Source organism: Bacterioplanes sp. CLAM21 (assembly GCF_059641015.1).
On the sequence record NZ_CM184929.1, the window covers coordinates 869945 to 895573 of the forward strand.

Here is a 25629-nt window from a genome sequence, read left to right on the forward strand (position 1 = left end):
GTTTCTGTGGATAACTTTGGGGGCAAATGCTTGGTAAATGCCCCTGGCCGTTAAGCTACTTACCAGGGGGTTTAATTGGTTAAAAAATGATCAAAGGGCGGCTTTGAGTGGCTCGTGCTGTTCAGGGTTTAAACGTGGTCCAAATTGACTCACCACCTGAGCCGACGCCAAGCTGGCTAGGCGTCCTGCTGCGCTGGCATCATGACCATGGCAAATGGCGTATAAGTAGGCACCGGCAAACATATCACCAGCGCCATTACTGTCGATGGCTGTCACGTGATGCGGGGCAATGTGATGTTGCTGTTGGCCATCCCAGATTAATGCACCGTCTGCACCACGTGTGATCACCACATGCTGCGCAACTGCTTGCAATGCTTGTAGGGCGTCGTCGAGTTGTTCTTGGCCGCTATAGAGCTTGGCTTCTTGCTCGTTGCAGAACAGAATGTCGACACCGTCACCGATCATTTCGCTAAGGCCGTCTTTAAAAAACTGCACCATGGCTGGATCAGAAAAAGTCAGGGCGACCTTAACACCATGCTGGCGTGCCAGCTGGCGTACGTGAATCGCTGCCTGGCGCGAGGTGTCTGAGGTTACCAGATAGCCTTCAATATAAGCGTATTGCGATTGCGCCAAAGCCTGTTCATCGATATGGGCGGCATTAAGCTCAGTGGAGATGCCCAAATAGGTATTCATGGTGCGTTCGGCATCGGGGGTCACCATTACCAAGCATTTGCCGGTCACACCGTCGCTGCGCTCACCGTCCATATTGGTATCAACACCCGCGGCTTTGATATCGGCGACATAAAAATCTCCGGCCTCGTCGTTGGCAACGCTGCAGGTGTAGTAGTTGTTGGCACCAAAATAGGCGGCAGCAATAATGGTGTTGGCGGCACTGCCACCACTGGCACGTTTTTTCAGGCCATAACGTTGATCTAGGGTGCTGAGGGTGGTGTGAAGTTGCTCCGCTTCGATCAGCGTCATCATGCCTTTTTCAATTTGAGTGGCGCTGAAGAACTCATCGTCGACTTCAAACTCTTTATCGACCAGAGCATTGCCAATGCCATAAATGTGGTAGCTCATGTGCTGCTTCCTGTGCAGGATAAAAGCTGCATTGTATCAAATCGTGGGCAATGGAAGCTGTACAGACTGCTGCGCTTGGCTATTATCGCAGCATGAATAAAGTCACTCGATTTATCCGCCAGCGTCAGCGGGTTCGCCACGCTGTCTATCAAACCGATGCCAGTATTAAACGCTCTGTGATCAAAACAGCAGCGGTGCTGTTTGCATTTGTTGCCATTCATGCTGGTGCCATGATGTGGTTTGAAGGTCTGTCGGCCTGGCAGTCGCTCTGGCTCACCATGACCACGTTAACCACCGTCGGTTATGGCGATATATCCGCGCAAACCGTGCCGGGTCAAGCAGCCACTATGGTGCTGATGTTTGGCTGTGGCATTACCATCATGACGTTTTTAATCAGCGACTACGTGGACTTTCGCATCGCCAGGCGAGAACGCATTCGCACCGGACATTGGGACTGGAATATGGCCGAGCATTTACTCTTTATTAATTCACCGAAATACAATCGCGAGGCGTATTTTCTGCGTTTAATCAGTCAAATTCGCGAAAGTGGTGAATATACCGACGCACCTATTATGCTGCTGAATGAAGATTTTGCCGATGGCTTGCCCGATAGCCTAAGGCAGCTTGGCGTCGTGCATGTCACGGGGCTTGCCAGTCGAGAAGATGATTTACGCCGTGCCGGTGTCGATCGAGCCAGCCATATTATCGTGCTGGCGCGGGATGAATATTCGGCCGACAGTGATAGCTATACCTTTGACGTGGCCTACCGTTTATATCAGCACCATTTGGGGCATAGAGTCATCGCAGAATGTGTTGATGATAATAATCGTGAGCGTTTAAAAGGCCTGGATATTCGCTCCATTTTACGCCCCATCCGTTCTTATCCGGAAATTATCGTGCGTGCCATGGTCGCACCTGGTGCCGAGGTGGTGATTGAAGACATGTTTACCCATGCCAATGATCATCCGGTGCGTTATCCGGTATGGCTAGAGGGCGAGCGCTGGGCCGACGTGGTCAATGCTGTGGTGCAAAGTAATTTGGGAACTCCGCTGGCTTATGTCACCAAAGAGGGTCATGTCGAGGCTCACCCCGACGGTGATCACGCCGTCCATGCACAGTCGTTAATCGTATTGGTACACACTGAAAACACCCCCACCATTCGCGAGATGCAGCGCGCGGTGGAGGTGCATTTTAATCATCATGCGGCAGAGTTCGAGCGTGAATAACGGTTAACCTTGGTGCTCGTCTTCATCATGATCGTGATCTGAGTGTTCATCGTCGTGATCGTGACCTGAATGATCATGATCATCGTGTTCATGCAGTTCCACTAGCCCCATCCAAGCGATGGCTGCCGGTGCAAACGGCAAGCTGATAGTGCTGACCTCCAGGCTGGCGAGGTTAACGGTTTTAATGGCACTGCCTGCTTGGTCGGCGATGTAGGCCATATCGCCATGGCTGCTGATGGCGATAGTGGCGTGATCATCTAAGGTTGGAAGCTCATTGAGCAGGGTGACGCTGCCGCCATGGGCATATTGCTGTGCGGCATCAAAGCGATGTAATGCGCCATTGTTATCAAGCCCCAGCAAATGTTCGCCTTCATCTGTGCTGTGCATGCCCAGCCATTCGATGGGTTCGCTGCCTTGCCATTCAAGCGGGCTTAAACGTTGCTGCTCGAGGTCAAGTAACCACAGCTGATTACCGGCTCGGGCAATGATGAGAGCGCTTTCATCGCCGCCGAAAAAGGAGCCAACTCGGGCATCGGCCATGGTTTCGGGGTTGGCTATTTTTAGTGCTTCGAACTCACCGTCGTGCTGATGCACCAGTAACACGCCATCGCTGCAACCGAATACCACGCCGTGCTCTGTGGCTAAGCTGCCGTGCAGGCCAGGGCAAGGCTGATCGAAGCGGGTTTCAAAATCAAAATGATCGTCATGGATGCGATACAACTCGACTTGCTCGGGTAGAGAAGACTCTGCCTCTGGGCTACGCCAGCTCACCAGCAGATGGCCATCCACCACTTCAGCGGTGCCATGCATGGCACTGTCTAGGGTTAAGTTCAGCGCTTCATTTTTGGCCAGCTGGGTATCGCTAAATAGCTGCACACTGGCATTGCTACCCGCATCGCTAGAGCCATCAAAAAACACCGCGCTATAGCCTTGATGGCCCGTCACATGGGTGGGGCGACTGCCGGCAAGAGCGTGGGTTAATAACTGTGGTGCTTTGGCATAAGGATGCAAATGATCGCCGTGATCTTCCTGATACAGGCCACCATCCACCAGTTGAATTTGGTCCTGCTGACGTTGGGACAGCAATGCATAACGCCCTTGCGGTGAGGTATAAGCGGCGCTGACAATATGGTCGAGGGTCATGGTGGTCATTACCGTTTGACTGTCTAGGTCATACACCAATGCCATGGGCTGTTGCGCCGCCGTCACCAGTAACCGACCAGGCAGTTCGCTGAGACTATCGTCGACGGCGTGCTCATTATCTGTGTCACTGGAGCTACTGCTACTGCCGCAGCCTGCCAAGGTCAGTGATGCCAATAGCAGTGCCAGCCAGGATGGCCGATGGACTAAAGTGTTAAACATAAAGTGGTTTCCTTGTTATAACGTAATAAAAATCAAAGCTTATACGAGGCCAGATCCACCGCCATCGCAGTGGATCTAACAGAGTGTTACAGCGCTAATTGCATCGATAATCGAATCTGTCTGCCGGGCAGCGGGGCAAATTCTTTTAGATAGGAGCTGTGGATTTCTCCGCGCGTATCGGCCAGGTTGTAGCCGCCTAGTTGATAGCTAAAGGGGCCAAAATCCTGCCGCAGTATCAGGTTAAGCTGGCTGTAGTCGTCGGATTCGGTTTCCGCGACCGCGGTATGACGCTGGGCAAAGGTATGGCGAATCTCTCCTTGCAGCTGCCAGTTATGTTGCTGCCAGCGTGCTACCAGAGCGGCGGTCGCGGCAGGAATACGAGGTAGGTTATTGCCGTCGCGAAATTGTGCCCTGACGGCATCGGCGCTGGCTTGCAGCTGCAGTTGTGGCAGCAACTGGCGTTGCCAGCTGGCTTCAAAACCACGGAAGCGGGCATCGGCCTGCTCATGACGGTAGACGGGACTGCCATGGAAAGGGTCAACCACACTTTGACGCTGGTTGTAGATGTAATCCTGATACTCATACCAGTAGGCAGCCAGTCGCCACTGCTGCTGCTCGTTGCTGTATAACCAGTTGATATCAACGCTGTGGGCGGTTTCGACGTCTAACTCGCCATTATCTAACTGGAACGAGAAGGTCGCGTGATGGTCGCCATTCCATAACATTTCTGCTGCATCGGGGGCTCGCTGGCTGCGCGCTAGGCTAATGGCCAAGCGTTGCTGATCATCGAGCATCCAGGTGACAGCGGCTGACAGGGCGTGTGGATGATAGGAGCGCTGATCGTAATACCCTTGCTGGCGGCGATAGCTGGGTGCAATGGGGTCTTCGCTGCTATCGATTTGACGTTGCGCTTGGCGTAAGCCCAGCTCTAATGTGCCGTGTTGCCAATCACGCTCGGCCACCCAGTAGGCAGCCAGATCCCGGGTGGTGGTGGCTGGCATAGGAGTGCTGTGACTGAAATCTAAACCATGACGAGTGAAAAAATCATCGCCTGCGCTGCCATCCCAGGGCTGATGATTGTAGTCGGGGATACGGTCACAACCGCTGTGATCATGGCACAGCTCTAGTTGTTGCTGGCTGTACTGAATACCAACATGGCCTTGCCAGCCCCACAGCGGCTGATGAACAGCATCGGCTTGTGCTTGCCAGCTGTTCTTTTCAAACAAGCCCTCAACGTCTGAGCCGGTGACTTCTTGATGGCGATAGTCTTGATAGCTGAGTTGTAGCTGCCACTCTTCAAGCCAGGATGACTGTGTCCAGCCGCCGGCTTGCAGTTGGTAGTCTTGTTGCAACGGCTGTACCCGAGCAGGCTCATTATCTTCGTTGGGAATGGCATAGTCGTAGCGCGTTTCGGCGATGCTAAAGCCTATATAGCGGCCGGCCTGCCAGATATAGCTGAGCCCGGCACCGAGCTCATGGCCATCGGTGTCACTGTTGGCAATGCGCTCACCAGCGTGATAGTCCTCGCTGCGCCGGCGCATGCCATCCAGCTGCAGTTGCCAATGCTCATTGCCACTATTGAAGCGGGCTGAGGCTGAGCGACCGTTATCATTACTGGATACAGAACTATTCAACTTCAGGCTCTGCCTGTGAGTTGCCAGGCTGCTGATACGGCCATTTTCAACTCGTACCACACCGCCAATGGCGCCACCGCCGTATCTTAGCGCGGCTGGACCTTGCACCACTTCAACGCTGTCGGCGGCAGCCAGATCCGTCATTGGCGCATGATCAGCACTCATGGCGGAAACGTCATTGCTGCTTTGACCATTGACCAGCAACTTAACACGGCTGGCCCCTTGCCCTCGTACCAGTGGCCGGCCAACGCCTGGGCCAAACGATGCATTGCTGACCCCGGGTAAGTTGCTCAGCGCTTCTCCCAGGGTTTGTTGGCGGTTCTCTTCCAGCGCTTTAGGGTCTAGCAACAAAGTTGGCTGAGCCTGGTCGAGCCTGGCTCGAGCATCGCCTGTTACCACCACTTCTTCCAGCTCTATTGCGTGGCTGAGTGTGCTGCCAGTCAGTGCCAGAGTACAGAGCAAAGGGCGTTTCATGCAAAATCTCGTATGTTATCTCATAACGTTAATGATGTTATAAGATAACCATTTAGGCAAGTGCCGCTTCCATGCCCGCGCCATAACGCATATTTAGCATCCGATCCAGTTCTATATGATAATTATTAGCATTTATATTGATATTTGTTAGTTGTCTCAATTAAGATGCGCCCCGATCTGGTGTTTAACCTTTTGGGGACTAGCAAATGAATTCGATCCTGTTCACTCGCAAGCCATTGTTTATGGCGTTAGCGCTGGCGAGTGCCGCCGTTCAGGCTGATGATAATGCTCAGCAGTTAGAAGAAGTGGTGGTGACCGGCGAGGAGCAAAGCGGTTATCTGGTTCATGGCAATACCTCTGCCACCGGCTTGGATTTGGATATTCAAAAGACGCCCCAGTCAATTTCCATTATGACGCAGCAGCAACTGCAAGATTTTGCTCTGACCAGCGTTAATTCGGCATTGGTGAGTGCGCCAGGTCTGACGGTAGAAAAGCCCGAGACCGACCGGGTGTATTACACCGCACGTGGCTTTAAGGTGAGCAACTTTCAATTTGATGGGGTTGGCATGCCGCTGACCCACGACAATATTTACAGCGATCTAGACAGCGCGATATTTGAGCGTATTGAAATTTTGCGTGGTGCTAATGCCTTGCGATCAGGGTTGGGCGACCCCTCTGCGACGGTCAATATGATCCGTAAACGACCGCTGGCAGAGGCCCAGGCTGAGGTTTCATTAAGCGCTGGCTCTTGGAGCACTTACCGGTTGCAGGCCGATGCATCGGCACGTTTTAACGGTGATACCGCTGGTGGACGTGTGGTGGTGGCTGAGCAGGATGGCGATTCTTATCTTGATCGTTACGGCCTTAAACGCCGAGTGGCTTATGCTGTGCTTGAGCAAGAGTTGTCACCGTTAACTCTGCTGACCATGGGTATGAGTCAGCAATGGAGCTGGGCTGACAGTCCCTTGTGGGGTGCTTTGCCAAACTATGACAGCAATGGCCACCAGTTAGATTACGACTTATCAACTAGCTCGGCTGCCGATTGGAGCTATTTTTCTACCCGCAATCGCAATGCCTTTGTTGAACTGCAACATGGTTTCAGCAGTGGCTGGCAACTAAAAGCCACCTTCAATTATTTGCACAACGATACCGATAGCGAGCTGTTTTATGTCTCTGGCACTCCGGATGCCGACACAGGTGCGGGCGTGACCGGAGCCTATGCCAGTGAATACGACTTAACCGAAGGTCAGCGCATGTTAGATGTGATGGCATCGGGGCCTTTCCAGCTAGCGGGTCGCACCCATGAATTGATGTTGGGTGTGAATTGGTCTAAGTCGCGCATTGCTGACGAGTCATATTACGACCTGGCGACAGTAACGGGCACAGGCCCTGCCGTTGATTTGCGCAGCTGGGACGGCAACTATCCACGTCCGACCTTTGATCAGTTTGGGGGTGCCGGCAATTGGGATGACAAGCAGCGTGCCTTCTATTCGGCGGCACGTTTTAATCTAACCGAACGCTGGCAAGTACTGGCCGGTGGACGCCTGAGTAACTGGCAGCGCAATGGCGTGAGCTATGGCCGTGATCGCTCTACTTCTCATAACAATGAGCTGACGCCTTATCTGGGTACTACATATGAAGTGCTGCCAGGTGTTGCTTTGTATGCCAGTTGGACCGAAACCTTTGCCCCGCAGCACGAGCTGGATAGCCGCGGCGATAATCTGGACCCTAAGCAAAGCGTGAATTATGAAGTTGGCGCGAAAGTGGAAAACCAAGAAAAAACCCTGCGCAGTTCGGTGGCGCTGTTTCAATCTTTGCAAGACAACGTCGCGGTAGCGACGGGTGACAAGGTGCCAGGCACCACTAAAGATGCTTATCGCGCTGATGATGGCATCGAAACCCAGGGCTATGAGCTGGAAGTGGCCGGTGCTCCAATGACCGGTTTGCAGTTGAGTGCCGCTTATACCCATCTGGACATAAAAGATGCCGATGACCAAGACACCATGACCTATCTGCCAGGCCAGCAGTTTAAAGGGGCGCTGAGCTGGCAAGTTTCTGGTTTAGAGGCGTTGAAACTGGGTGCCAGCGTTACTTGGCAAGATGAGATCTATCGCAATCAGGGTGTGGTGGCTGATGGCATCAATGCCGGGCAAGACATCATAGTAAAACAACAGGCTTATGCATTAGTTAACTTGATGGCCAGTTACGATATTAATTCGCAGCTGAGCACCGCCATTAACATTAATAACGTTACCGATGAAAAGTATCTGAATAGCCTGTATTTTGCCCAGTCCTACTATGGTGCGCCGCGTAACCTGATGGCATCGGTGAACTGGCGTTATTAAGGCAATCCTGAAGGCGTTTGCACAGCTCTACGCGTGAGCTGCAGACGATCAGATCTTATAGCCTTGGAAGCCATGTCTAGCGCATGGCTTTTTCGTGAGAAATGAGGACCCCATGAGCAAGCGTCGTTGGCTGTTTAAACTGCATACTTATTTGGCTTTGCTGGCCGCCATACCGATACTGATCAGCTGCGTCACCGGTGCGTTATTGGTGTATAAGTATGAAATCGACAGCCTGCTGCGACCTGCCGCCATCAATGTCGAGCAGGTATCACAGCGCCAGTCTTTGGATGCTTTACGTCAGCTGGTGAGCGAACAATTTCCACAATATGAAATAACCGGCTGGACCTTGTTTCAGCAACCGCAGCGTGCTGACGTGGTGTATTTAATTGCCCATGGTACTAGCGAATGGCAGCACATTTATGTGGATGCTTATCAAGGCAAAATTCTAACTGAGCCAGCGTTGGCGACCACCCACTTTACCGACTGGTTGCTGGAGCTGCATTATCATTTATTGCTCGATCACAGCGGCTTGTTGCTGGCCGGAATAGCATCAGCGGCACTGTGTTTGCTGGGCCTGAGTGGCTTATTTATTTATCGCCAGTTTTGGAAAAACCTGTTACGACTGCGTTGGCGGGCGGCGCGCATGACCATGTATGTAGACACCCATTCCAGCATCGGTATGGCGCTGGCGCCAGTGATGATCATCGTTGGTTTTACCGGAGCTTACTGGAATTTTCTACATCTGGCGCGTGAGGGGTTGGTGCACGATGACAGCGCTGAGCACGTTGTTGTCGGGCCTATGTACGATCATGGGTTGTCACTATCAGAGCTGCAGCAACATGCGCACAACAGCATTGATGGATTTACCAGTACTTATATTTCTTTGCCCTGGAGCGAGGGGGCTGACATTCGCTTTTGGGGAGATGTCGAGGATACCCATCTACTCACCAGCCAGTACGCCAGTGTGGTCAGCTTCGATGCCCAAACGGGAGCGCGGAAGAATGTCAGCGATATTCGCCAGCAGGATATTGGCCGTCGTATCGATGACAGCTTTCGGCGTTTGCATTTTGGCAATTTCGGCGGTGCTGGATCCAAGCTGATTTGGGCGTTAGCAGGAGCGGCTGTTGTGTGGCTGAGTTTTACCGGGCTGTATGTGTGGTGGGTAAAACGTCGCACTCAGCAGCAGGCCAGGCAACGCAAGCAACTGCGTCAGGCTGCAGAGCTGCCGTCTAGCTAGTTCATCGTGAGCCTTAAAGACTGAGGCGATAATCAATTGTGTGACGAGCGTCTGCTATGGCTGACGCTTTCCATCATCTGGCGTTCAGGTATATTCAGCGCCGGAGGTCACATAATGCTGAATCAGATTCTTAAACAGCTGGCAGACGGCGAATTCCACTCCGGTGAGTCGCTTGGCGAAGCACTGGGCGTGAGCCGTGCTGCGGTATGGAAACAGCTGAAAAAACTCGATGAGCTGGATATTCCTTATTCTTCGGTGAAGGGCAAGGGCTATCGTTTGCATGATGCTATTGAACTGCTCGATGAACAGCGCATCACTGACGCCTTGTCACAGCGCTTGGACCGTCTTGATATCTTGTTGGATGTGCCATCCACCAATACCTACCTATTTGAACGTGCTCGCGATTACATGGGCCAACGCTATGCCGTGCTGGCAGAAAAACAGACTCAAGGGCGTGGCCGTCGAGGTCGTCACTGGGTCAGCCCGTTTGGCAAAAATATTTATTTATCCCTGCTAGTGTCATTTAGTGGTGGCTTGCAAGCATTAGAAGGACTGAGCTTGGTAACAGCCATCGCCGTTGAGCGGGCCTTGGTCAAGCTCGGCATTAACGATATTGGTCTGAAATGGCCCAACGATGTGTATGCGCAAAATAAGAAGCTGGCGGGCATTTTGTTAGAGGTCACCGGCGAGTACAACAGCCATTGTCAGGTGGTGATTGGCATAGGTCTTAATCTGGCGTTGAACGAACAAGATGCAGCGGCTATCGATCAGCCTTGGGCTGAGCTTCGCAGTTTAAAAAGCGGCTTGTCGCGCAACCAAGTGGCAGCGGCGTTACTGGAGGAGTTATTGACCTTAGTCGATGAATTCCAGCGCAGTGGCTTTGAGCCGTTTCAGCAATACTGGTGTGAGCGCGATGTTTTTGCTGAGCGAGAGGTACGCATCGTTGGGCCCAAGCAAGAGGTGCAGGGCGTGGTAAAAGGCGTTAATCGCAAAGGTGAGCTGATGCTGCGCACCGAGCGTGGTATGGAAACTATAACGGCAGGGGAAATCAGTGTCCGCGTTACTGATTGATGCCGGTAATAGCCGTATCAAGTGGCGTTGGCAGGGGCGTATCCAGTATTGCCGCTATGACGACTTTGCCGAGCAGGCTTGGCCTGAGGCTGAGCAAGTTGTGCTGGCCAGCGTGCGCCAGTTGCCGCAATTGGAACAATGGCTCAGGCAGCGCTATGACGAGCTAGTGGTGTTGCACGCTCCACTGCGGTCGTATTCAAGCTTTGTTCATTGTTATGACAAACCCGAGCGTTTGGGAGTCGACCGCTGGCTGGCGATGCTCGGAGCTGCGGAGACCGTACCTTCTGCTAACGATCGTTGGCTGGTTATCGATGCCGGCACGGCACTGACGGTTGATCTGCTTGAGCGGCAACAGCAGCAGTTGTTGCATCAGGGCGGCTATATCGTGCCTGGATTAGCGCTGGCACAGAGTGCTTTGTTCAACCATGCTGAGCGCGTGTGCGATTACACAGATGAGGTGCCGGCCACGGATTTTCTGCCGGGAACCGATACACTAGGATGTGTGTCTGCCGGAGTGCGTTGCCAGCAGCTGGCATTATTGCAGCACCTGAGCGATCGCTATCCCACCGCTGAACTGGTGGTGAGTGGTGGTGATGGAGCATGGTTGGCACAAGCAAAGGGATGTCGCTTCACGGCGGACCTGGTTTTTGATGGTATGGAACATTTATGCGCTGGATCTTTTTTCTCTTAGTGTTGGCCAATCTATTGCTGCTGGCTTTCTTCTGGCAGCAATCACCTGAGCCGGTTAAGCCTCAGTCCGCTGCTCTTAATGTGCAAAGTGCCGAGCAGCGTTTGCAATTGGTCGGGGAGGCCAAATTGCAACTGAGTCAGCGTCGTCAGCCTGTGACCAAGGCACCGGCCCAGCCGCGTTTGTGTCAGGTCGCCGGGCCTTTTATGGATAGCCAAACATTAGAGGATGCTAAAGCCCGCGCCACTGCCGTAGGGTTGCTGAGTCGGGTAAAACGTATTCAAGCGCACAGTGCAGAGCCATCGGAATATTGGGTACATGTTCCGCCGCGGGGTAGTCGCCAACAGGCGCGTAAAGTGTTGCACGAACTGCAGAGTCGTCGTATCGACAGCTACATCATTACTCAAGGTGAGCTGGCCGATGGTGTGTCGCTTGGATTGTTCCGCAATAAAGAGTCGGCGCAGAATTTGATGAGCAAGGTCCAGGCGTTTGGCATTCCGGTCAGTATTCGTGAAGTTTCGGATACTCAAGATGAGTTATGGCTTGAACTGAATGAAGTCGATATTGCCGATGATTTGCTGCAGCGTATCAGCGGCGATATGGCTGGTATTGAATGGCGGGCACTGGCCTGTTCTCAGCGTTGAATTTTTGGCCAATCGCTAAGTTGATAAAAAATAAGAATTTTTTGTTGACAGCTTGGCGATCGGTCGACATAATGCGCGCCAGTTCGGTGGGGTTCCCGAGCGGCCAAAGGGATCAGACTGTAAATCTGACGCGAAAGCTTCGCTGGTTCGAATCCAGCCCCCACCACCACTATTTAAAACAACGGCAGGATTCGTTGTTGGAGCAGCCAGGCAGGCAAAAGCCACAGAACTTGGCTGCACGGTAAGCGGGTATAGTTCAATGGTAGAACCTTAGCCTTCCAAGCTAATGATGCGGGTTCGATTCCCGCTACCCGCTCCAATAAAAATTCGCTGATATAGCTCAGTCGGTAGAGCGCATCCTTGGTAAGGATGAGGTCGGCAGTTCGAATCTGCCTATCAGCACCATGTTCGAAAATACAGAAAAGGTGGGCCATTGGCCTGCCTTTTTGTGTATGTGCGATTGAAAAACTGTTAATCACTGGCAGAAGAGACAGAGTCATGGCAAAGGAAAACTTTGAGCGCTCCAAACCCCACGTAAACGTTGGCACCATCGGTCACGTTGACCACGGTAAAACCACCCTGACTGCAGCGTTGACGCGCGTATGTGCAGAAGTTTGGGGCGGTGACGCTGTTGCCTTCGACGGTATCGACAACGCTCCAGAAGAGCGTGAGCGTGGTATCACCATCTCAACTTCTCACGTTGAGTACGAATCTCCAGATCGTCACTACGCGCACGTTGACTGCCCAGGGCACGCCGACTACGTGAAAAACATGATCACCGGTGCTGCTCAGATGGACGGCGCTATCCTGGTATGTGGTTCTACTGACGGCCCAATGCCGCAGACTCGTGAGCACATCCTGCTGTCTCGTCAGGTCGGTGTACCTTACATCGTTGTCTTCCTGAACAAAGCAGACTTGCTGGCTGAAGACTGTGGCGGTGCAGACTCTGAAGAATACGCAGAGATGCTGGAACTGGTTGAAATGGAACTGCGTGACCTGCTGTCTGAATACGACTTCCCAGGTGACGACACGCCAATCATCCCAGGTTCTGCTCTGATGGCTCTGAACGGCCAAGACGACAACGAAATGGGTACTACTGCTGTTAAGAAGCTGGTAGAAACTCTGGATACTTACATCCCAGAGCCAGAGCGTGCGATCGATGGTGACTTCATCATGCCTATCGAAGACGTATTCTCTATCCAAGGTCGTGGTACCGTTGTGACCGGTCGTGTTGAGCGCGGTATCGTTAAGACTGGTGAAGAAATCGAAATCATCGGCATCAAAGAAACCACCAAGACTACTTGTACTGGTGTTGAGATGTTCCGTAAGATTCTGGACGAAGGCCGTGCCGGTGAGAACGTTGGTGTTCTGCTGCGTGGTACTAAGCGTGACGAAGTTGAGCGTGGTCAGGTTCTGGCGAAGCCAGGTTCTATCACTCCTCACACTCAGTTTGAATCAGAAGTATATGTTCTGGGCAAAGACGAAGGTGGCCGTCACACGCCATTCTTCAAAGGCTACCGTCCACAGTTCTACTTCCGTACCACTGACGTAACTGGTGCTGTTGAGCTGCCAGAGGGCGTTGAAATGGTAATGCCGGGTGACAACGTAGCTCTGAAAGTGAACTTGATTGCACCTATCGCGATGGACGAAGGTCTGCGTTTCGCGATCCGCGAAGGCGGCCGTACCGTTGGCGCTGGTGTTGTTGCTAAGATCATTGAATAATCTGACTGGATCAGATTATGACAACCGGAGGTTGGCCCTGACGTAAGGAAGGGTGAGGGCATGGATAGCCCGAGCAGTAATCTAGTAGCTAGCTAAAAAAGCCGGACATTGTCCGGCTTTTTTGTGCTTGAAATATGTATCAAGGTACGGTTGGCTGAGCGGATCGCTATCCGTGACTGTTTTGCAGGAGCAAAAACAGCACGACCGAAGGAAGCCCGAAGGGTGAGTGTCAGGACGACACGAATAACAGCGGCCGTACCGTTGGCGCTGGTGTTGTTGCTAAGATCATCGAATAATCTGACTGGATCAGATTATGACAACTGTAGGTTGGCCCTGACGTAAGGAAGGGTGAGGGCATGGATGGCCCGAGCAGTAATCTAGTAGCTAGCTAAAAAAGCCGGACGTTGTCCGGCTTTTTTTGTGTTTGAAATATGTATCAAGGTGCGGTCGGCTGAGCGGATCGCAATTTGTAAGTGTCTTGTGTCCGTTATTTCGCTCTGGGTATGTTCGTTCTCTGGCTGGGGTTGGTGCTTTATTTAGCGGTGTTGCCCGATCTTTGCTTTAAGTACTGACACAGCTCCGGCAATACCATGGGTTTGGCAAAATAATAACCCTGAATAATAGTACAGCCGTTGGCTGCCAGAAAATCTAACTGTACCTGCTGCTCAACGCCTTCAGCGCACAGTGAAATCCCCAGGCGTTTGCCCATTTCAATAATGGTAATGACAAGCGCGTCGTCACGTTCGCTGGCGCCAATATGATCCACAAACTGTTTATCAATTTTCAGGGTGTCGACCGGTATGCGGTTTAAGTAGCTCAGCGAGGAATAGCCCGTGCCAAAATCATCCAAAGCGATACTAAATCCCATATTGCTGATTTCAGATAAAAAGTGATTGGCGGTAGAAAAATCATCTAAATAAGAGTGCTCCGTCACTTCAAACTCAAGGTATCCGGCAGAGATTCCATATTTTTGTACGGCGCCTTTTATGCTGCCCAGCATGTGATATTTCTTTAAGTCGGCTGCCGACAAATTAATGGCGATGGGGTGAGAAAAGCCTGCAGGAAGTAAGGTGTCATGAATATCCTGGCAGACCCGATTGATGATCCACTGGGTCAGTTGCGACACTTTGCCCGATTGCTCGGCGATGGGGATAAATTCACCGGGCGATACAAAACCCAGTTCTGGGCTGTTCCAGCGTACTAAAGCTTCTGCGCCAACGACTTTGCCATCGACCTGGTGCTTAGGTTGGTAGACGATAAAAAACTCGTTATTTTGCATGGCGCTATCAATGGCATTGGCAACTTCGATGCGTCGCTGATACTCAACCATCATTTCGGCATTAAAGAAGCTAAAGCGAGCCTTGCCCGCGTGCTTAGCTTCATACATAGCCACATCGGCGTTGCGTATTAAGGTGCTCGCGTCTTGACCTGGAGTGGCCAATGCGATGCCAATACTGGCGCTGACGCGGATCTCCCAAGTGTCGATGGCAAACTTCTGTGTTAATGCATCGATGACTTGCGCAGCCAGCACCTCCAGTTCGCGATCGTTGCTGTAGTGCTGCACCATGATTAAAAATTCATCGCCACCATGGCGAGAGACTACCCCGCGTTTTTCAATCAGGTTTTTAAGTCGCTGAGCGGCATTGTTGAGTAGTTGATCTCCAACCTCGTGGCCGAGGGAGTCATTGACCAGCTTGAAACCATCCAAATCGGCAAACATAAGCGCAATGGGAGGCTGCTGGTGTTCGTTGGCTAGCAGCAGTTGCTGTAACTGTTCGCGAAAATGTTGACGATTTACAAGGCCGGTAAGATGGTCATAGTTGGCTAGGTATTCCATGGTTTCACGGCGCTGCTCTAACAAGGCAACATGTTGTTTGTTGAGTTCGTGCTCCTGGCGAATGGCTTTCAACATGTTATTGAAGTTGCGGGTTAGCGACTCCACTTCAAAATGGCCAGATGGTGGCAGGCTGACGTCGTAGTTTTTAGTTTGTTGAACCATCTTGGCCATGGCCGATAGCTTGCTGAGCGGGGTGAGCCAGTGATTGCCAAAAAAATAAAAAATCATCATGAGCAATAGAATTGACAGTGTGGCCGCAGGAAATACTTGCCAGCTGAGGTTGTTGGTGCTGCGTTCTAGTGGGCTGGAAAAGTCCCGTACGATCACCAAATAGCCCAGAATAAGACTTGGATCGCCAACGGCTTTAACGGCAATCAGGTTGCCTTGTTGTTGGTGTACGCCCAGTTCGCGCATTGGCCACTGACGAAAGTTGAGGCGTTGCTCTGGTTGCAGAGATTGCTGTTGGCGGCCGACGTAGCTTTCTAAAAGTTGCCATTGTTCATCGAAGATGGCTGCACCTTGGGTGTATTCGTATGGGTCTAGCTTGAGTAAAAAAGTGGTGAGTTGAAAAAAATGTTGCTGTTGCTGGCTGAGTAGGGGGAGCAGTTCATTGGCCATATTATCCGATAAGGCATCCAGATCGCTGTTGGCATAATTGGCGTATAGAGTACGGTGTTCTTTCACGGCCAATAAAAAAACCGCCACCGCAATGGCTGTCATAAAGACCAGAGCAAGCAGCATCACGGCTGTACGCATGCTCTTGATTTGCATACATGTCTCCGCCTGAAGTTGAGCAGGGCTGCTACACAGCGTAGCTCAAGGGGGCTGGTGCTGGCTTGCAACCTGCCAGTTATGACAGACGAGTGGCTTCGCTGTAGGCTGGCATATAGTAAAGGCTAGACGCTATGTACTGAGCAGGAGAGGTCATGTATCGATCACTCGTCACTAAGGCAGGACTTTGGCTATTGCTGATGCCTGCTGTTGTGCTGGCCGATCATGGGCGCGAAGGCTTTGAGTTCTCTGGCTTTGCGCGGGTGGTTGCTGGCTATTTAGACGAGCCGGACGCGCCTTTTAACGGCTATGAAGATGGCGTCTCCTTAGGGCAGCAAAGCTTGGTTGCTTTGCAGCCTACCTTCAATTTCACTTCAGAGCTGTCGGCGACGGCTCAGTGGCTGGCTCATACCAGTGATGATAGAGGCAGTAGTTTGGAGTGGTTGTATCTGAGCTATCAGCCTACCCCTAGCTGGCGTCTGCGGGCAGGTAAGCTTAGAACGCCTTTTTTTCGTTACAGTGATGGTATTGATGTTGGTTATACCTACCCTTGGATAACGCCACCCACTCAGGTGTATAACAATTATCTGTTTTCTACTTTTGAGGGCGGTAGCGTCAGTTATCAGCACAGCTGGCCATCATTGGCATTAGCGGTAGAAGGTTATTACGGCTCGTTTGATGACGACGTGTATATTGCTGGTAGTCGCATTGACGTGGATGCTCAAGTGTCTGACTTGATGGGTGTGGTGCTGAATCTGCGCAGCCATAATGTCAATTTACGCTTGTCTTATCATGCCGGTTATAACGAAACCGATTTGCCGCAGCTGGATTTGTTGCGTTTGCCGTTAGAGCAAGCTGGATTTGCTCGCAGTGCCGACAGTCTCGATTCCAAGGGGCGTATCACGATTGCCCAGGGGGCGATCAGTTACGATAGCCTTCACACCTTTTGGGAGGCTGAATGGGTACGAACTCACACCGAATTTTCCCTGACTCCAGAGTTAACAGGTTATTACCTGATGGGTGGGGCTCATTTGGGTGATGTGAGCATTCATCTCACTTATGCTGCCAGTGCTTATGGTGATGTGTCGGGAGAGTCTGAGCTTCAGCCCTTGTTGCTTGATCAGAGCAATCCGCTTTTCCCCTTAGCGGCAGGATACTACCAGTTGCTGGATCGAATCCCAGATGGCAGTTTAGATAGTTATACCCTCGGTGCGCGCTGGGATTTTCGTTTGAATATGGCACTAAAGGCCGAGTTGAGTTGGTTGCGAGAAACTTCGCCAGGAAGTGGTTTCTTTTCGGCACCCAGAGAAGGCTTGTTTGATCCTGCGCTTAGGCCTGAAAAGCAATCAGCGCTGTTGTATCAGCTGGGCTGGGAGTGGATATTCTGATGTGGCGGTATAGCTGGCTTAAGTCTGTTGTTTTTACGCTGCTGTTATTCCCTGCTTGGGCACTGGCTGAAGGCGTTGTAGTGGTGGCTAATCTCGATGAGCCGATCAAGTTAAGTCGAGAGCAAGTGCGCAATTTGTATATGGGGGCATCGCTTGGCCAGCAGCTAACGCCAATTGCCCTGACTCCCTCGAATCGTCTGCGTTTGATATTTAATACTCAAGTGATTGGTTTGTCTGAGTCGAGAATACAGTCGTATTGGGCACAAATGCGATTTACCGGACGTTCTCGGCCACCGCAGGAGGTTGAAAACGAAGATGATCTGCTGCAGCAGTTATTAAGCCAGCCACGTGCGGTAGGTTATTGGCCGGCATCGACGCCAGTGCCTGATCAGTTGGTGGTGGTTTACGACGGCAGTTAGCACCAGGGTTGACGACTGCCGCCGTCATAAGGTCTGGCCAGTTGTTGTTGCAATAGCATCGCCGCCAAGCTTTGATCATCGACAAATACGTCGGCCACTAGGCGAAAATACTTGCCGCGCTCAATGTTTATTAGGGTGATGTGTTGAGCGCTATTGAGGGTTGATCTGACAAAGTCTCTGGCTGCTTTTGCTTGTTGTTTTTCTTGCTGGCATTGGCCGCGAATTTCAGGTGTGTCTATACCGCGAATGCGCACACTGATGGCTTGACCCACGACGGCTGGCCATTGCTCAATATTGACGGTGATGGTATCGCCGTCATAAACGCGCACGACTTGGTCGACGGTGACTGCTTGTTGCGCTACGGCTGTGTTGATCGCTGCTGCAGCAATCAGGAAAATGTGCAGTACAACAAGAACAAATTGGCAGGATTTTCTCGGCTTCATAAATCCGTTGGATTATTGCTAATCATGGCGATTATTCAAGATTTGAGCGGCTTTTTTAGAATTTGAGCGAGTGCTCAAAATAGAAATATCTAGCAGTAAGAGGTGGTGCCCGGAGGCGGAATCGAACCACCGACACGAGGATTTTCAATCCTCTGCTCTACCAACTGAGCTATCCGGGCATTGATGATGCAGCAGTTGTTGCCTCATCAAGTGGCGCGTATTAAAACCTGAGAGGCGCCACCTGTCAACCAATTCTGCAAATTATTTTTCTTTATTTTCAGGAACATAGCCGTCGGCCTTATCGTAGTCCTCATTGTTGAGAAACTTTTGACGTTGCTCAGTAAGATACTTACGGGCTTGCAGGTCCATCAGGTTCAGATGTTTCTCATTGATCAGACGTGTCTGATGGGCAGTCCACTCATCCCAAGCGCGCTTGGAAACATGGTTGAAGATGTCTTCACCTGCTGGGCCTGGAATCGGTGCCTGGTCCAGGCCTGGCAGTTGTTGCTGATACTTTTGGCACAGCACGGTTCGGCTCATGGTGTTGTCCTTATGACGGTTGTAATAGTTTTTTAACAGGAGCTGCCAGACCCAGCTCGGCTGGATCATCGGGATTGTACCAGCAGCCACTCCCTTGCTGTAGTGCGTTACAGTGACGATCCAGCTGCAGTCGCCAGGGACTAATATGCAGGTGGTAATGGCTAAAAGTATGACGGAATGCAGGCAGCCATTGGCTGGTAGAGGGCTCTACACCAAACTGACGCTTTAGCCACACCAACCCCTCGTTTTCACTATCAACCTCTGGAAGACTCCACAGTCCACCCCATAGACCTTGCTGAGGTCTTTGCTGCAACCAGCGCTCACCCGATGGGTTTTCTATCAGTAGCATGATGGTGTGCTTTTCAGGTTTTTCTTTTTTCGGCTTCGAATGTGGAAACTGTGTTGGCTTGCCACTGGCATAGCCTGCACAGTGTGGCTGCAGAGGGCATATACCGCATGCCGGCTTGCTGCGGGTGCATAGCGTTGCCCCCAGGTCCATCATGACTTGAGTGTACTCGCGAAAACTGTGCTCTGGAGTCAGTGATTCCGCTAGTTGCCACAGCTCTTTGTTAACACTGGTTTGTCCTGGCCAGCCCTCAATAGCAAAAAAACGCGTAAGAACACGCTTGACGTTGCCGTCCATAATGGCGGCACGCATACCCATGCTGATAGAGGCAATCGCTGCTGCGGTGGAGCGGCCGATGCCTGGCAGGCTAGCGAGCGCCTCGAGATCCTGGGGAAACTGTCCTTGGTATTGCTCAACTACACGTTGTGCACAGGCGTGTAAGTTGCGTCCACGGGCGTAATAACCCAGTCCTGTCCATAGATGCAGTACTTCGTCCTGTTCGGCCTTGGCTAGGCTGAAAACATCAGGAAAACGCGCCATGAAGCGTTCGTAGTAGGGTATAACCGTCGCTACTTGGGTCTGCTGTAGCATGATTTCTGATACCCACACTCGGTAAGGTGTGATGTCTTGCTGCCAAGGCAGATGTTTACGTCCGTGCTGCTGATACCAGGCCAAAACAGTGTCGCTGAATGAGAAATGCACAAGCGCTCGAGTCGTTGTCAAAAAGCGGCAGTATAAGGTGTGTCACGCTAGGATTAAACGTTAGCACTCGGTCCTAGAATCAGATGTGGTAGGCACTTGAACGTTGCTGGTTGGTTTCCTGCATAAACTGATGCAATTGTCCCAATGACAATGGCCGACTGAACAAATAGCCCTGCCCTTCATCGCAGTTATTGCTACGTAGGAAATCCAGTTGGGCTTTGGTTTCGACCCCTTCTGCGACGACATCCAGGCTGAGTTTATGCGCCATGGCAATAACCGCCGCGGTAATAGCCATGTCATTGGCATCATCAGGGATATCCATCACAAACGAACGGTCGACCTTTAATACATCAATGGGAAAACGTTTAATGTACGCCAGAGAAGAATAACCGGTGCCAAAGTCATCGATGGCTATCGATACGCCGGTTTTTTTGATTTCTTGCATGGTGGCGATCGCTGCTTCGACATCTTCCATCAATGTGCTTTCGGTAATTTCCAGCTCTAAACACGAGGGCGACATAGCGGAAGCTTTGAGCACGTCGTTGATATGTTCAACCAGTTTAGGATCGGCAAACTGCCGGGCGGATAAATTCACCGCGACTTTGGCGTTGGCGGGAAGGATTCCATCTCTGATGAGTGAGCTCACTTGGCGGCAACTTTGTTCCAACACCCAGGCGCCGATATCCAATATTTGTCCGGTTTCTTCTGCAATGGGAATGAACCGCCCGGGGGTGATGGTGCCTTTTTCTGGGTGATCCCAGCGAATCAGAGTTTCAACACCAGTGACGGAATAGTCCAGCATGCTTATTTTGGGCTGGAACAGCAGGGTAAATTGCTGACGTTCGATGGCGATGCTGATTTCTTTTTCGATAGCCAAGTGCTCGAGGATATTGTGATTCATATCTTCGGAGAAAAACTGAAAATTATTGCGCCCCATTTCCTTAGCTCGGTACATGGCCAAGTCAGCATTCTTCATCAGAGTGTTGGCATCGGTTGAGTCCTCGGGCGTTAAGGTGATGCCTATACTTACCGTGGTGACAATATCCTGACCTTTGATACGAATTGGCCGTGCCAAAGCTTGCAGTAGCTTCTCAGCCACCACCAGCACATCGGACGTTTGGTGAATATCGGTCAGTAAAATGGTGAATTCGTCGCCACCAATGCGGGAAACCGTATCGTTTTCGCGCACAGTAGAAGTTAGGCGGGTTGCGACTTCTTTCAGCAAAATGTCGCCGGCGTCGTGCCCTAAGGTATCGTTTATGCGCTTAAACTGGTCCATGTCGAGGAACATGAGCGCCATCGAATTGCCGGATCTGAGTACACTTTTAACGGATTTCTCTAGCCGATTTTTGAATAAGCGACGATTGGCGAGACCTGTCAACGGATCATAAAACGCCAGGTTTTCCATTTGAATTTGAGCGGCTTTGAGCTCAGAAATATCTGAAATAGCCCCCAAAAAACCCAATAACTCACCATTGCTGTTGTGTAGTGGGCTGGCCAATAAATGAATCCAGGTATGGCTGCCATCACGGCGTGTTAGACGCAGCTCTTGGGCAATGCTTTCTTGCTCATAAATCAATCTGTTCCAGCGTTTTTGCAGCTGCGGCAGGTCACGTGGATGAATACGGTCAAACCAGCTCTGCAAGGTCAAATCGTGTTCAGACACCATGTGGATGTCACACCAGCGCTGATTGACATAGGTTAGCTGCTGGTCAGGATCGATTTGAAAAATGCCTACTGGCGATAGTGCTGTGAGCTTGCGAAAACGTTCTTCACTGGTTTTTAGCGATAAGTTTTCAGCTTCAATGGTACGTAATAAACCATTAAACAAATCAACTAAATCTCCCAGCTCATCGGCGTTCTCTTTGGTGGCCCGGATAGAATAATCCTTGTTTGCAACAATGGCAGTGAGGGCATTACTCAGTTCTCGCATCGGCCGCAACACCACCTCTTGCAGACGATTGGCCAACAAAATAGCCATCACTACCGTAATCGCCAGAATAATCAGGGAGAACGTCACAAACTGATTGAAGCGCTCTAGCAGCGCTCCTCGACTGCTTTCTAAGTAGAGGGTGCCGATGGGTTGCTGATCGAGATAAATGGGAAACAGCTGGGAAAAGAACTGGTCACGGTTGACTTGCAGTGCTTGTAAACTTACTGGGCAGCTAATGCCTTGATTTTCGTAATGGGCTAGCAACCTTTGCTCTGCATCAAATATGCATCCGCGCATAACATTAGGGTCTGCTTTTAAGGTGTTGAGATTATTCTGCAAGACCTGAATATCAGCGAAGGTGAGAGCGGCGGTGGCGCGATTGGCTATGACCTGACCCAATACTGCGAGTTTGTTCTGATTGTCTTGACGAGAGAGATAATACTCCAGCGACATAAAGGCCAAGTTGGCTAGCAGCAAGGTCAGGCTGGTGGTGATCAATGAAATTAGAATCAATTTCTTACGCAGCGACTGGTGGCGGAAGGGATACACTCAGTAACCCTCCAGCTTTAGGAGCAAACCGTACTGATTGCTGCCAAGTTGACACTTAACTGTGCTAGCTGTTGGTGAGGGGTGTTCAGCTCTAAGTCGGGATGCTTGCTTGTCATGCACAAAGCTATTAATGCAGGCGAAACTAATCACCATGCTAGGGCGATGGCTTTGGTATGCGCTGCTAAGTGGCTGGCTGAAGTACACCATACGACCGTTGTGCTCATCCTGATCTGTCCACAGTCTCAAATGCAGTATGCCTGTGTTTGTTGCCTTCGAATAGTCAGCCCACGCCATGTCCAGTACTTTCTGAATCAGGATGTCGTCTTTGGCGCGATAAGGCGGTTGTTTGATTCCGTGAATACACGGCTCTGGGGGCACCGTCATAACACCATACACGCGAATGCCAATAGCAGATAGGTAAAAAGGGAATGCTAAGCAGGGCCTGAGCAGGCGTTTTTGCATGGCTACCTCAGGTCTTAGAGATCGTCATCTTGATGCAAAACGTCATGGAGGTTCCTAGTGTTATTAAGAATCTATGGCCAAGATGTTATGCCCGCTTCTCTAATATTAGCAGCTGATGCTAAGGACACAGGAAAAACGAAAAAAGCCAGCATAGAGCCGGCAAAGGGAAATCAAGCAGAGTGGAGAGTGCTTGCTTTAACGTTGAGCTTGCTGAGCGGCTGGAGCCTGTTGCTCCATCTGGGTGAGAAGCTCGGCAATCGACATGGATTGCAGTTGTTCCGATAGTTGAGTGCGGTAGGCCTTGACCATACTGAGGCCTGCGACCACAGCATCGTAGACTTGCCAACTTCCGTCTGGTGTTTGATACAAGCGAAAGTCGAGCGGGATGGTTTGGCCACTGCTTTGAACTAGCTGGCCTTTCACTAAGGCTCGATCACCGCGCTGGTTAAAACGTGCTTCATCTAGTGTTATTTGTTCGCCATTGAAAGATTTAAACGCGCCGCTATAGGTACGGATTTGTTGGTCGCGGAACAGTTCGATAAAACGTTGGCGTTGCTCCTGGTTGGCTCGTCGCCAGTGTTTACCCAGTGCGCCCATCGCAACTCGTTGCTGATCAATGGCAGGTACCAGGTAAGTTAATACCAAGTGTCTGACCTGTTCATCGGTTCTATCTTCAACCGGCAGGCGCTTGAGTTCATCAATCACACCTTGGGTGGCCTGTGAAACCACAGTGCGTGGCGTTTCGGCAGCAGCGCTAAGACTGCTGGCCAAGGCCAGAGCGGTAACAATGATGAAAGAGGCTGCAGATTGAATGACAATGCGCATGGCAAACCATCCGGGTTGATTAACTATGGAGGCAATTATGGACGCCCGTTTCTTGTGTGTGTAGACAAGATTATGCAAATAACCTGTTCTTCAGAAGGAACAATTCAGCTTCCATTAAGGTTATTGTATAGAAAGTCAGGGCCAATGGTGGCGAATTGTCGTCGTCCGAGGGCGCTATGTAACTCAGCGGGCGGTGTGGGTATGAGCAGGCAGTTGCCTTCTTGGCTTGCCCATTGGCAGATATGGTGCAGCAATTGATGCATAACGCCACGGCGTTGGGTGATGCGTCGCACACCGGCATTGCTTAGCGTTATCTGGTTATCTGTCTCCATGGCGGCCAAGCAGCAACCGACAATACGATCATTAAAGCGGCCCGCCAAGATCCAATGATGGTCTGTTTGCAGCCACTGTTTAAGTGCATCGATGTCCAATGTCAGGCCGTCTTGTGCCGTTTCCTCGTGGATCTTCTGCAGATCGATCCAATCTTGCGACGAAGGTGAGTAAATGTGCTCTAAACGTACCGGCACTGTGGCCCCCTGTAAAAATACCAATAGATGAAACCGCCAGCCTACTTTGCGTTGGCGCGTTGCTTTATAATGCCTTTCTTTCCAATTTGCGAGATTTCGGAGCAGTATCATGGCACGCAGCGCAACGGTAGAGCGCAATACGCTCGAAACCCAGATTCGCGTCAGTATCGATCTGGACGGCACCGGCAAAGCCGAGTTCAACACCGGTGTTCCATTTTTGGAGCATATGCTGGATCAGATTGCGCGCCATGGATTGATTGACCTGAACATTCACTGCGATGGTGATACCCATATCGACGACCACCATACGGTAGAAGATATTGGCATTACCCTAGGCCAAGCATTTGCCCAAGCGATTGGCGATAAAAAGGGCATAGTGCGTTATGGCCATGCCTATGTACCGTTAGATGAAGCCTTGTCTCGTGTGGTGATCGACTTTTCTGGTCGCCCAGGTCTGGATATGAAGGTTGATTTTACCCGCGGCAATATCGGCCGCTTTGACACCCAGTTGTTTTGGGAGTTTTTCCAGGGCTTTGTTAATCATGCCAACGTCACTCTGCATATCGACAACTTGAAAGGCTTCAATGCGCATCACCAGGCAGAGACCATCTTTAAAGCATTTGGTCGCGCGCTGCGCATGGCAGTAGAGCTAGATCCGCGCATGGCAGGCATCATGCCTTCCACGAAAGGCTCGTTGTAGGAATCCGTGATGACAGTGAACAGCAAGGTATGCGCGGTCATCGACTATGGCATGGGCAATTTGCATTCAGCACATGGAGCCCTGCAGCATGTGGCACCAGATACTCAGATCATCGTGAGTCGAAACCCTGAGGAAATCCTCGCCGCCGATCATGTGGTATTGCCGGGTGTAGGAGCGATTCGTGACTGCATGGCGGAGATACGCGCGCTCGGTATCGACCAGGTGGTGGACGAGGTGCGTCGCAGTAAGCCATTACTGGGAATATGTGTGGGCTTGCAGTCCATGCTGCATCACAGTGCTGAAAATGGTGGCGTTGAGGCAATGGGCCTGTTTGCCGGTAAGGTGGACTTCTTTGGTGATCAGCCAGCGGTAGAGCAACAGCATCTGAAAGTACCGCACATGGGTTGGAATCAGGTGCAACAACATGCTCACCCGTTGTGGCAAGGCATTCCAGACAACAGCCGCTTTTATTTTGTGCACTCGTATTTTGTTCGTGCTGAAGACCGTGCTCAGGTGATGGGTCAGTGTGAATATGGAGTCTCTTTTGATGCGGCGTTGGCGCAAGATAATGTCTTTGCTGTGCAGTTCCACCCGGAAAAAAGCCACCACGCTGGATTGGCATTGTTGAAGAACTTTCTCGCCTGGGATGGTCAGGCCTGAGCATGATGCCGAGCTGTCGGCGCCATGAACAACCACTTTAAGAG

Annotated in this window: 21 protein-coding genes and 4 tRNA genes; 14 read left to right on the top strand and 11 right to left on the bottom strand. The window is 51.3% G+C overall.

Going from position 1 to position 25629, the window contains the following annotated elements; all coding sequences use genetic code 11:
• Positions 1 to 90: 90 nt before the first annotated feature.
• On the bottom strand, positions 91 to 1080 hold the full coding sequence (locus AC55FS_RS04155; RefSeq protein WP_496934814.1) for an adenosine kinase: 990 nt from the start codon (positions 1078 to 1080) through the stop codon (positions 91 to 93).
• A gap of 50 nt (positions 1081 to 1130) precedes the next feature.
• Between AC55FS_RS04155 and AC55FS_RS04160 the strand changes: the two genes are divergently transcribed.
• Complete coding sequence (locus AC55FS_RS04160; RefSeq protein WP_496934815.1) at positions 1131 to 2306, top strand: ion channel; 1176 nt, start codon at positions 1131 to 1133, stop codon at positions 2304 to 2306.
• Positions 2307 to 2309: 3 nt separating this feature from the next.
• On the opposite strand, the gene AC55FS_RS04165 is transcribed toward AC55FS_RS04160, so the two are convergent.
• Complete coding sequence (locus AC55FS_RS04165; RefSeq protein ID WP_496934816.1) at positions 2310 to 3668, bottom strand: hypothetical protein; 1359 nt, start codon at positions 3666 to 3668, stop codon at positions 2310 to 2312.
• Positions 3669 to 3754: 86 nt separating this feature from the next.
• Positions 3755 to 5776, bottom strand: a complete 2022-nt coding sequence (locus AC55FS_RS04170) for a TonB-dependent receptor (RefSeq protein ID WP_496934817.1) — start codon at positions 5774 to 5776, stop codon at positions 3755 to 3757.
• 206 nt (positions 5777 to 5982) lie between these two features.
• Between AC55FS_RS04170 and AC55FS_RS04175 the strand changes: the two genes are divergently transcribed.
• The 9 genes from AC55FS_RS04175 to tuf all read left to right on the top strand — a co-directional run bounded on the left by AC55FS_RS04175 (position 5983) and on the right by tuf (position 13483).
• On the top strand, positions 5983 to 8121 hold the full coding sequence (locus AC55FS_RS04175) for a TonB-dependent siderophore receptor (protein ID WP_496934818.1): 2139 nt from the start codon (positions 5983 to 5985) through the stop codon (positions 8119 to 8121).
• A gap of 112 nt (positions 8122 to 8233) precedes the next feature.
• Positions 8234 to 9358, top strand: a complete 1125-nt coding sequence (locus tag AC55FS_RS04180) for a PepSY-associated TM helix domain-containing protein (RefSeq protein WP_496934819.1) — start codon at positions 8234 to 8236, stop codon at positions 9356 to 9358.
• A gap of 114 nt (positions 9359 to 9472) precedes the next feature.
• Positions 9473 to 10429, top strand: coding sequence for a bifunctional biotin--[acetyl-CoA-carboxylase] ligase/biotin operon repressor BirA (birA, locus tag AC55FS_RS04185; protein WP_496934820.1), 957 nt, complete (start codon positions 9473 to 9475; stop codon positions 10427 to 10429).
• Entirely contained in the window at positions 10410 to 11120 is a 711-nt protein-coding gene (locus AC55FS_RS04190; RefSeq protein WP_496934821.1) for a type III pantothenate kinase, read from the top strand. Before birA ends, AC55FS_RS04190 begins: the two co-directional genes overlap by 20 nt.
• Positions 11096 to 11761 (top strand): hypothetical protein, encoded by a 666-nt coding sequence (locus tag AC55FS_RS04195; RefSeq protein WP_496934822.1) that lies wholly within the window; start codon positions 11096 to 11098, stop codon positions 11759 to 11761. The genes AC55FS_RS04190 and AC55FS_RS04195 overlap by 25 nt, the downstream gene beginning before the upstream one ends.
• An 85-nt stretch (positions 11762 to 11846) precedes the next feature.
• A tRNA-Tyr gene (locus AC55FS_RS04200) sits at positions 11847 to 11930 on the top strand.
• A gap of 76 nt (positions 11931 to 12006) precedes the next feature.
• Positions 12007 to 12080, top strand: a tRNA-Gly gene (locus AC55FS_RS04205).
• A gap of 10 nt (positions 12081 to 12090) precedes the next feature.
• Positions 12091 to 12166 (top strand) — tRNA-Thr (locus AC55FS_RS04210).
• Between the two features lie 93 nt (positions 12167 to 12259).
• Positions 12260 to 13483 carry an elongation factor Tu gene (gene tuf / locus AC55FS_RS04215; RefSeq protein WP_496934823.1) on the top strand — a complete coding sequence of 408 codons (1224 nt, stop codon included), beginning with the start codon at positions 12260 to 12262 and terminating at the stop codon, positions 13481 to 13483.
• 532 nt (positions 13484 to 14015) lie between these two features.
• Here tuf and AC55FS_RS04220 read toward each other — a convergent pair.
• On the bottom strand, positions 14016 to 16091 hold the full coding sequence (locus AC55FS_RS04220) for a putative bifunctional diguanylate cyclase/phosphodiesterase (RefSeq protein ID WP_496934824.1): 2076 nt from the start codon (positions 16089 to 16091) through the stop codon (positions 14016 to 14018).
• A gap of 155 nt (positions 16092 to 16246) precedes the next feature.
• Between AC55FS_RS04220 and AC55FS_RS04225 the strand changes: the two genes are divergently transcribed.
• Together AC55FS_RS04225 and AC55FS_RS04230 are read left to right on the top strand one after the other, a co-directional pair.
• Positions 16247 to 17479, top strand: coding sequence for a hypothetical protein (locus AC55FS_RS04225; protein WP_496934825.1), 1233 nt, complete (start codon positions 16247 to 16249; stop codon positions 17477 to 17479).
• On the top strand, positions 17479 to 17898 hold the full coding sequence (locus AC55FS_RS04230) for a hypothetical protein (protein ID WP_496934826.1): 420 nt from the start codon (positions 17479 to 17481) through the stop codon (positions 17896 to 17898). The genes AC55FS_RS04225 and AC55FS_RS04230 overlap by 1 nt, the downstream gene beginning before the upstream one ends.
• Here AC55FS_RS04230 and AC55FS_RS04235 read toward each other — a convergent pair.
• The 7 genes from AC55FS_RS04235 to AC55FS_RS04265 all read right to left on the bottom strand — a co-directional run bounded on the left by AC55FS_RS04235 (position 17895) and on the right by AC55FS_RS04265 (position 24225).
• On the bottom strand, positions 17895 to 18341 hold the full coding sequence (locus AC55FS_RS04235) for a thermonuclease family protein (RefSeq protein WP_496934827.1): 447 nt from the start codon (positions 18339 to 18341) through the stop codon (positions 17895 to 17897). The genes AC55FS_RS04230 and AC55FS_RS04235 overlap by 4 nt on opposite strands.
• 103 nt (positions 18342 to 18444) lie before the next feature.
• Positions 18445 to 18520, bottom strand: a tRNA-Phe gene (locus AC55FS_RS04240).
• An 82-nt stretch (positions 18521 to 18602) separates the two neighbouring features.
• Positions 18603 to 18881 carry an oxidative damage protection protein gene (locus tag AC55FS_RS04245; protein WP_496934828.1) on the bottom strand — a complete coding sequence of 93 codons (279 nt, stop codon included), beginning with the start codon at positions 18879 to 18881 and terminating at the stop codon, positions 18603 to 18605.
• Positions 18882 to 18891: 10 nt separating this feature from the next.
• The gene (gene mutY / locus AC55FS_RS04250) at positions 18892 to 19929 is read right to left on the bottom strand and encodes an A/G-specific adenine glycosylase (protein WP_496934829.1); all 1038 of its coding nucleotides are present in this window, start codon (positions 19927 to 19929) and stop codon (positions 18892 to 18894) included.
• Positions 19930 to 20008: 79 nt separating this feature from the next.
• Entirely contained in the window at positions 20009 to 22411 is a 2403-nt protein-coding gene (locus AC55FS_RS04255; protein WP_496934830.1) for a bifunctional diguanylate cyclase/phosphodiesterase, read from the bottom strand.
• A 657-nt stretch (positions 22412 to 23068) separates the two neighbouring features.
• Positions 23069 to 23698 (bottom strand): MlaC/ttg2D family ABC transporter substrate-binding protein, encoded by a 630-nt coding sequence (locus AC55FS_RS04260; RefSeq protein WP_496934831.1) that lies wholly within the window; start codon positions 23696 to 23698, stop codon positions 23069 to 23071.
• Positions 23699 to 23802: 104 nt separating this feature from the next.
• On the bottom strand, positions 23803 to 24225 hold the full coding sequence (locus AC55FS_RS04265; protein ID WP_496934832.1) for an acetyl-CoA sensor PanZ family protein: 423 nt from the start codon (positions 24223 to 24225) through the stop codon (positions 23803 to 23805).
• A gap of 106 nt (positions 24226 to 24331) precedes the next feature.
• On the opposite strand from AC55FS_RS04265, the gene hisB reads away from it, so the two are divergent.
• Together hisB and hisH are read left to right on the top strand one after the other, a co-directional pair.
• The gene (gene hisB / locus AC55FS_RS04270) at positions 24332 to 24925 is read left to right on the top strand and encodes an imidazoleglycerol-phosphate dehydratase HisB (RefSeq protein ID WP_496935938.1); all 594 of its coding nucleotides are present in this window, start codon (positions 24332 to 24334) and stop codon (positions 24923 to 24925) included.
• A 9-nt stretch (positions 24926 to 24934) separates the two neighbouring features.
• Entirely contained in the window at positions 24935 to 25585 is a 651-nt protein-coding gene (gene hisH / locus AC55FS_RS04275; RefSeq protein WP_496934833.1) for an imidazole glycerol phosphate synthase subunit HisH, read from the top strand.
• Positions 25586 to 25629: the final 44 nt, after the last annotated feature.

Excerpts from the sequence above, each read along its gene's own strand:
- AC55FS_RS04155 (WP_496934814.1), bottom strand. The coding sequence starts at position 1,080 with ATGAGCTACCACATTTATGGCATTGGCAATGCTCTGGTCGATAAAGAG.
- AC55FS_RS04160 (WP_496934815.1), top strand. The coding sequence starts at position 1,131 with ATGGAAGCTGTACAGACTGCTGCGCTTGGCTATTATCGCAGCATGAAT.
- AC55FS_RS04165 (WP_496934816.1), bottom strand. The coding sequence starts at position 3,668 with ATGTTTAACACTTTAGTCCATCGGCCATCCTGGCTGGCACTGCTATTG.
- AC55FS_RS04170 (WP_496934817.1), bottom strand. The coding sequence starts at position 5,776 with ATGAAACGCCCTTTGCTCTGTACTCTGGCACTGACTGGCAGCACACTC.
- AC55FS_RS04175 (WP_496934818.1), top strand. The coding sequence starts at position 5,983 with ATGAATTCGATCCTGTTCACTCGCAAGCCATTGTTTATGGCGTTAGCG.
- AC55FS_RS04180 (WP_496934819.1), top strand. The coding sequence starts at position 8,234 with ATGAGCAAGCGTCGTTGGCTGTTTAAACTGCATACTTATTTGGCTTTG.
- birA (WP_496934820.1), top strand. The coding sequence starts at position 9,473 with ATGCTGAATCAGATTCTTAAACAGCTGGCAGACGGCGAATTCCACTCC.
- AC55FS_RS04195 (WP_496934822.1), top strand. The coding sequence starts at position 11,096 with ATGCGCTGGATCTTTTTTCTCTTAGTGTTGGCCAATCTATTGCTGCTG.
- tuf (WP_496934823.1), top strand. The coding sequence starts at position 12,260 with ATGGCAAAGGAAAACTTTGAGCGCTCCAAACCCCACGTAAACGTTGGC.
- AC55FS_RS04220 (WP_496934824.1), bottom strand. The coding sequence starts at position 16,091 with ATGCAAATCAAGAGCATGCGTACAGCCGTGATGCTGCTTGCTCTGGTC.
- AC55FS_RS04225 (WP_496934825.1), top strand. The coding sequence starts at position 16,247 with ATGTATCGATCACTCGTCACTAAGGCAGGACTTTGGCTATTGCTGATG.
- AC55FS_RS04230 (WP_496934826.1), top strand. The coding sequence starts at position 17,479 with ATGTGGCGGTATAGCTGGCTTAAGTCTGTTGTTTTTACGCTGCTGTTA.
- AC55FS_RS04235 (WP_496934827.1), bottom strand. The coding sequence starts at position 18,341 with ATGAAGCCGAGAAAATCCTGCCAATTTGTTCTTGTTGTACTGCACATT.
- AC55FS_RS04245 (WP_496934828.1), bottom strand. The coding sequence starts at position 18,881 with ATGAGCCGAACCGTGCTGTGCCAAAAGTATCAGCAACAACTGCCAGGC.
- AC55FS_RS04260 (WP_496934831.1), bottom strand. The coding sequence starts at position 23,698 with ATGCGCATTGTCATTCAATCTGCAGCCTCTTTCATCATTGTTACCGCT.
- hisH (WP_496934833.1), top strand. The coding sequence starts at position 24,935 with ATGACAGTGAACAGCAAGGTATGCGCGGTCATCGACTATGGCATGGGC.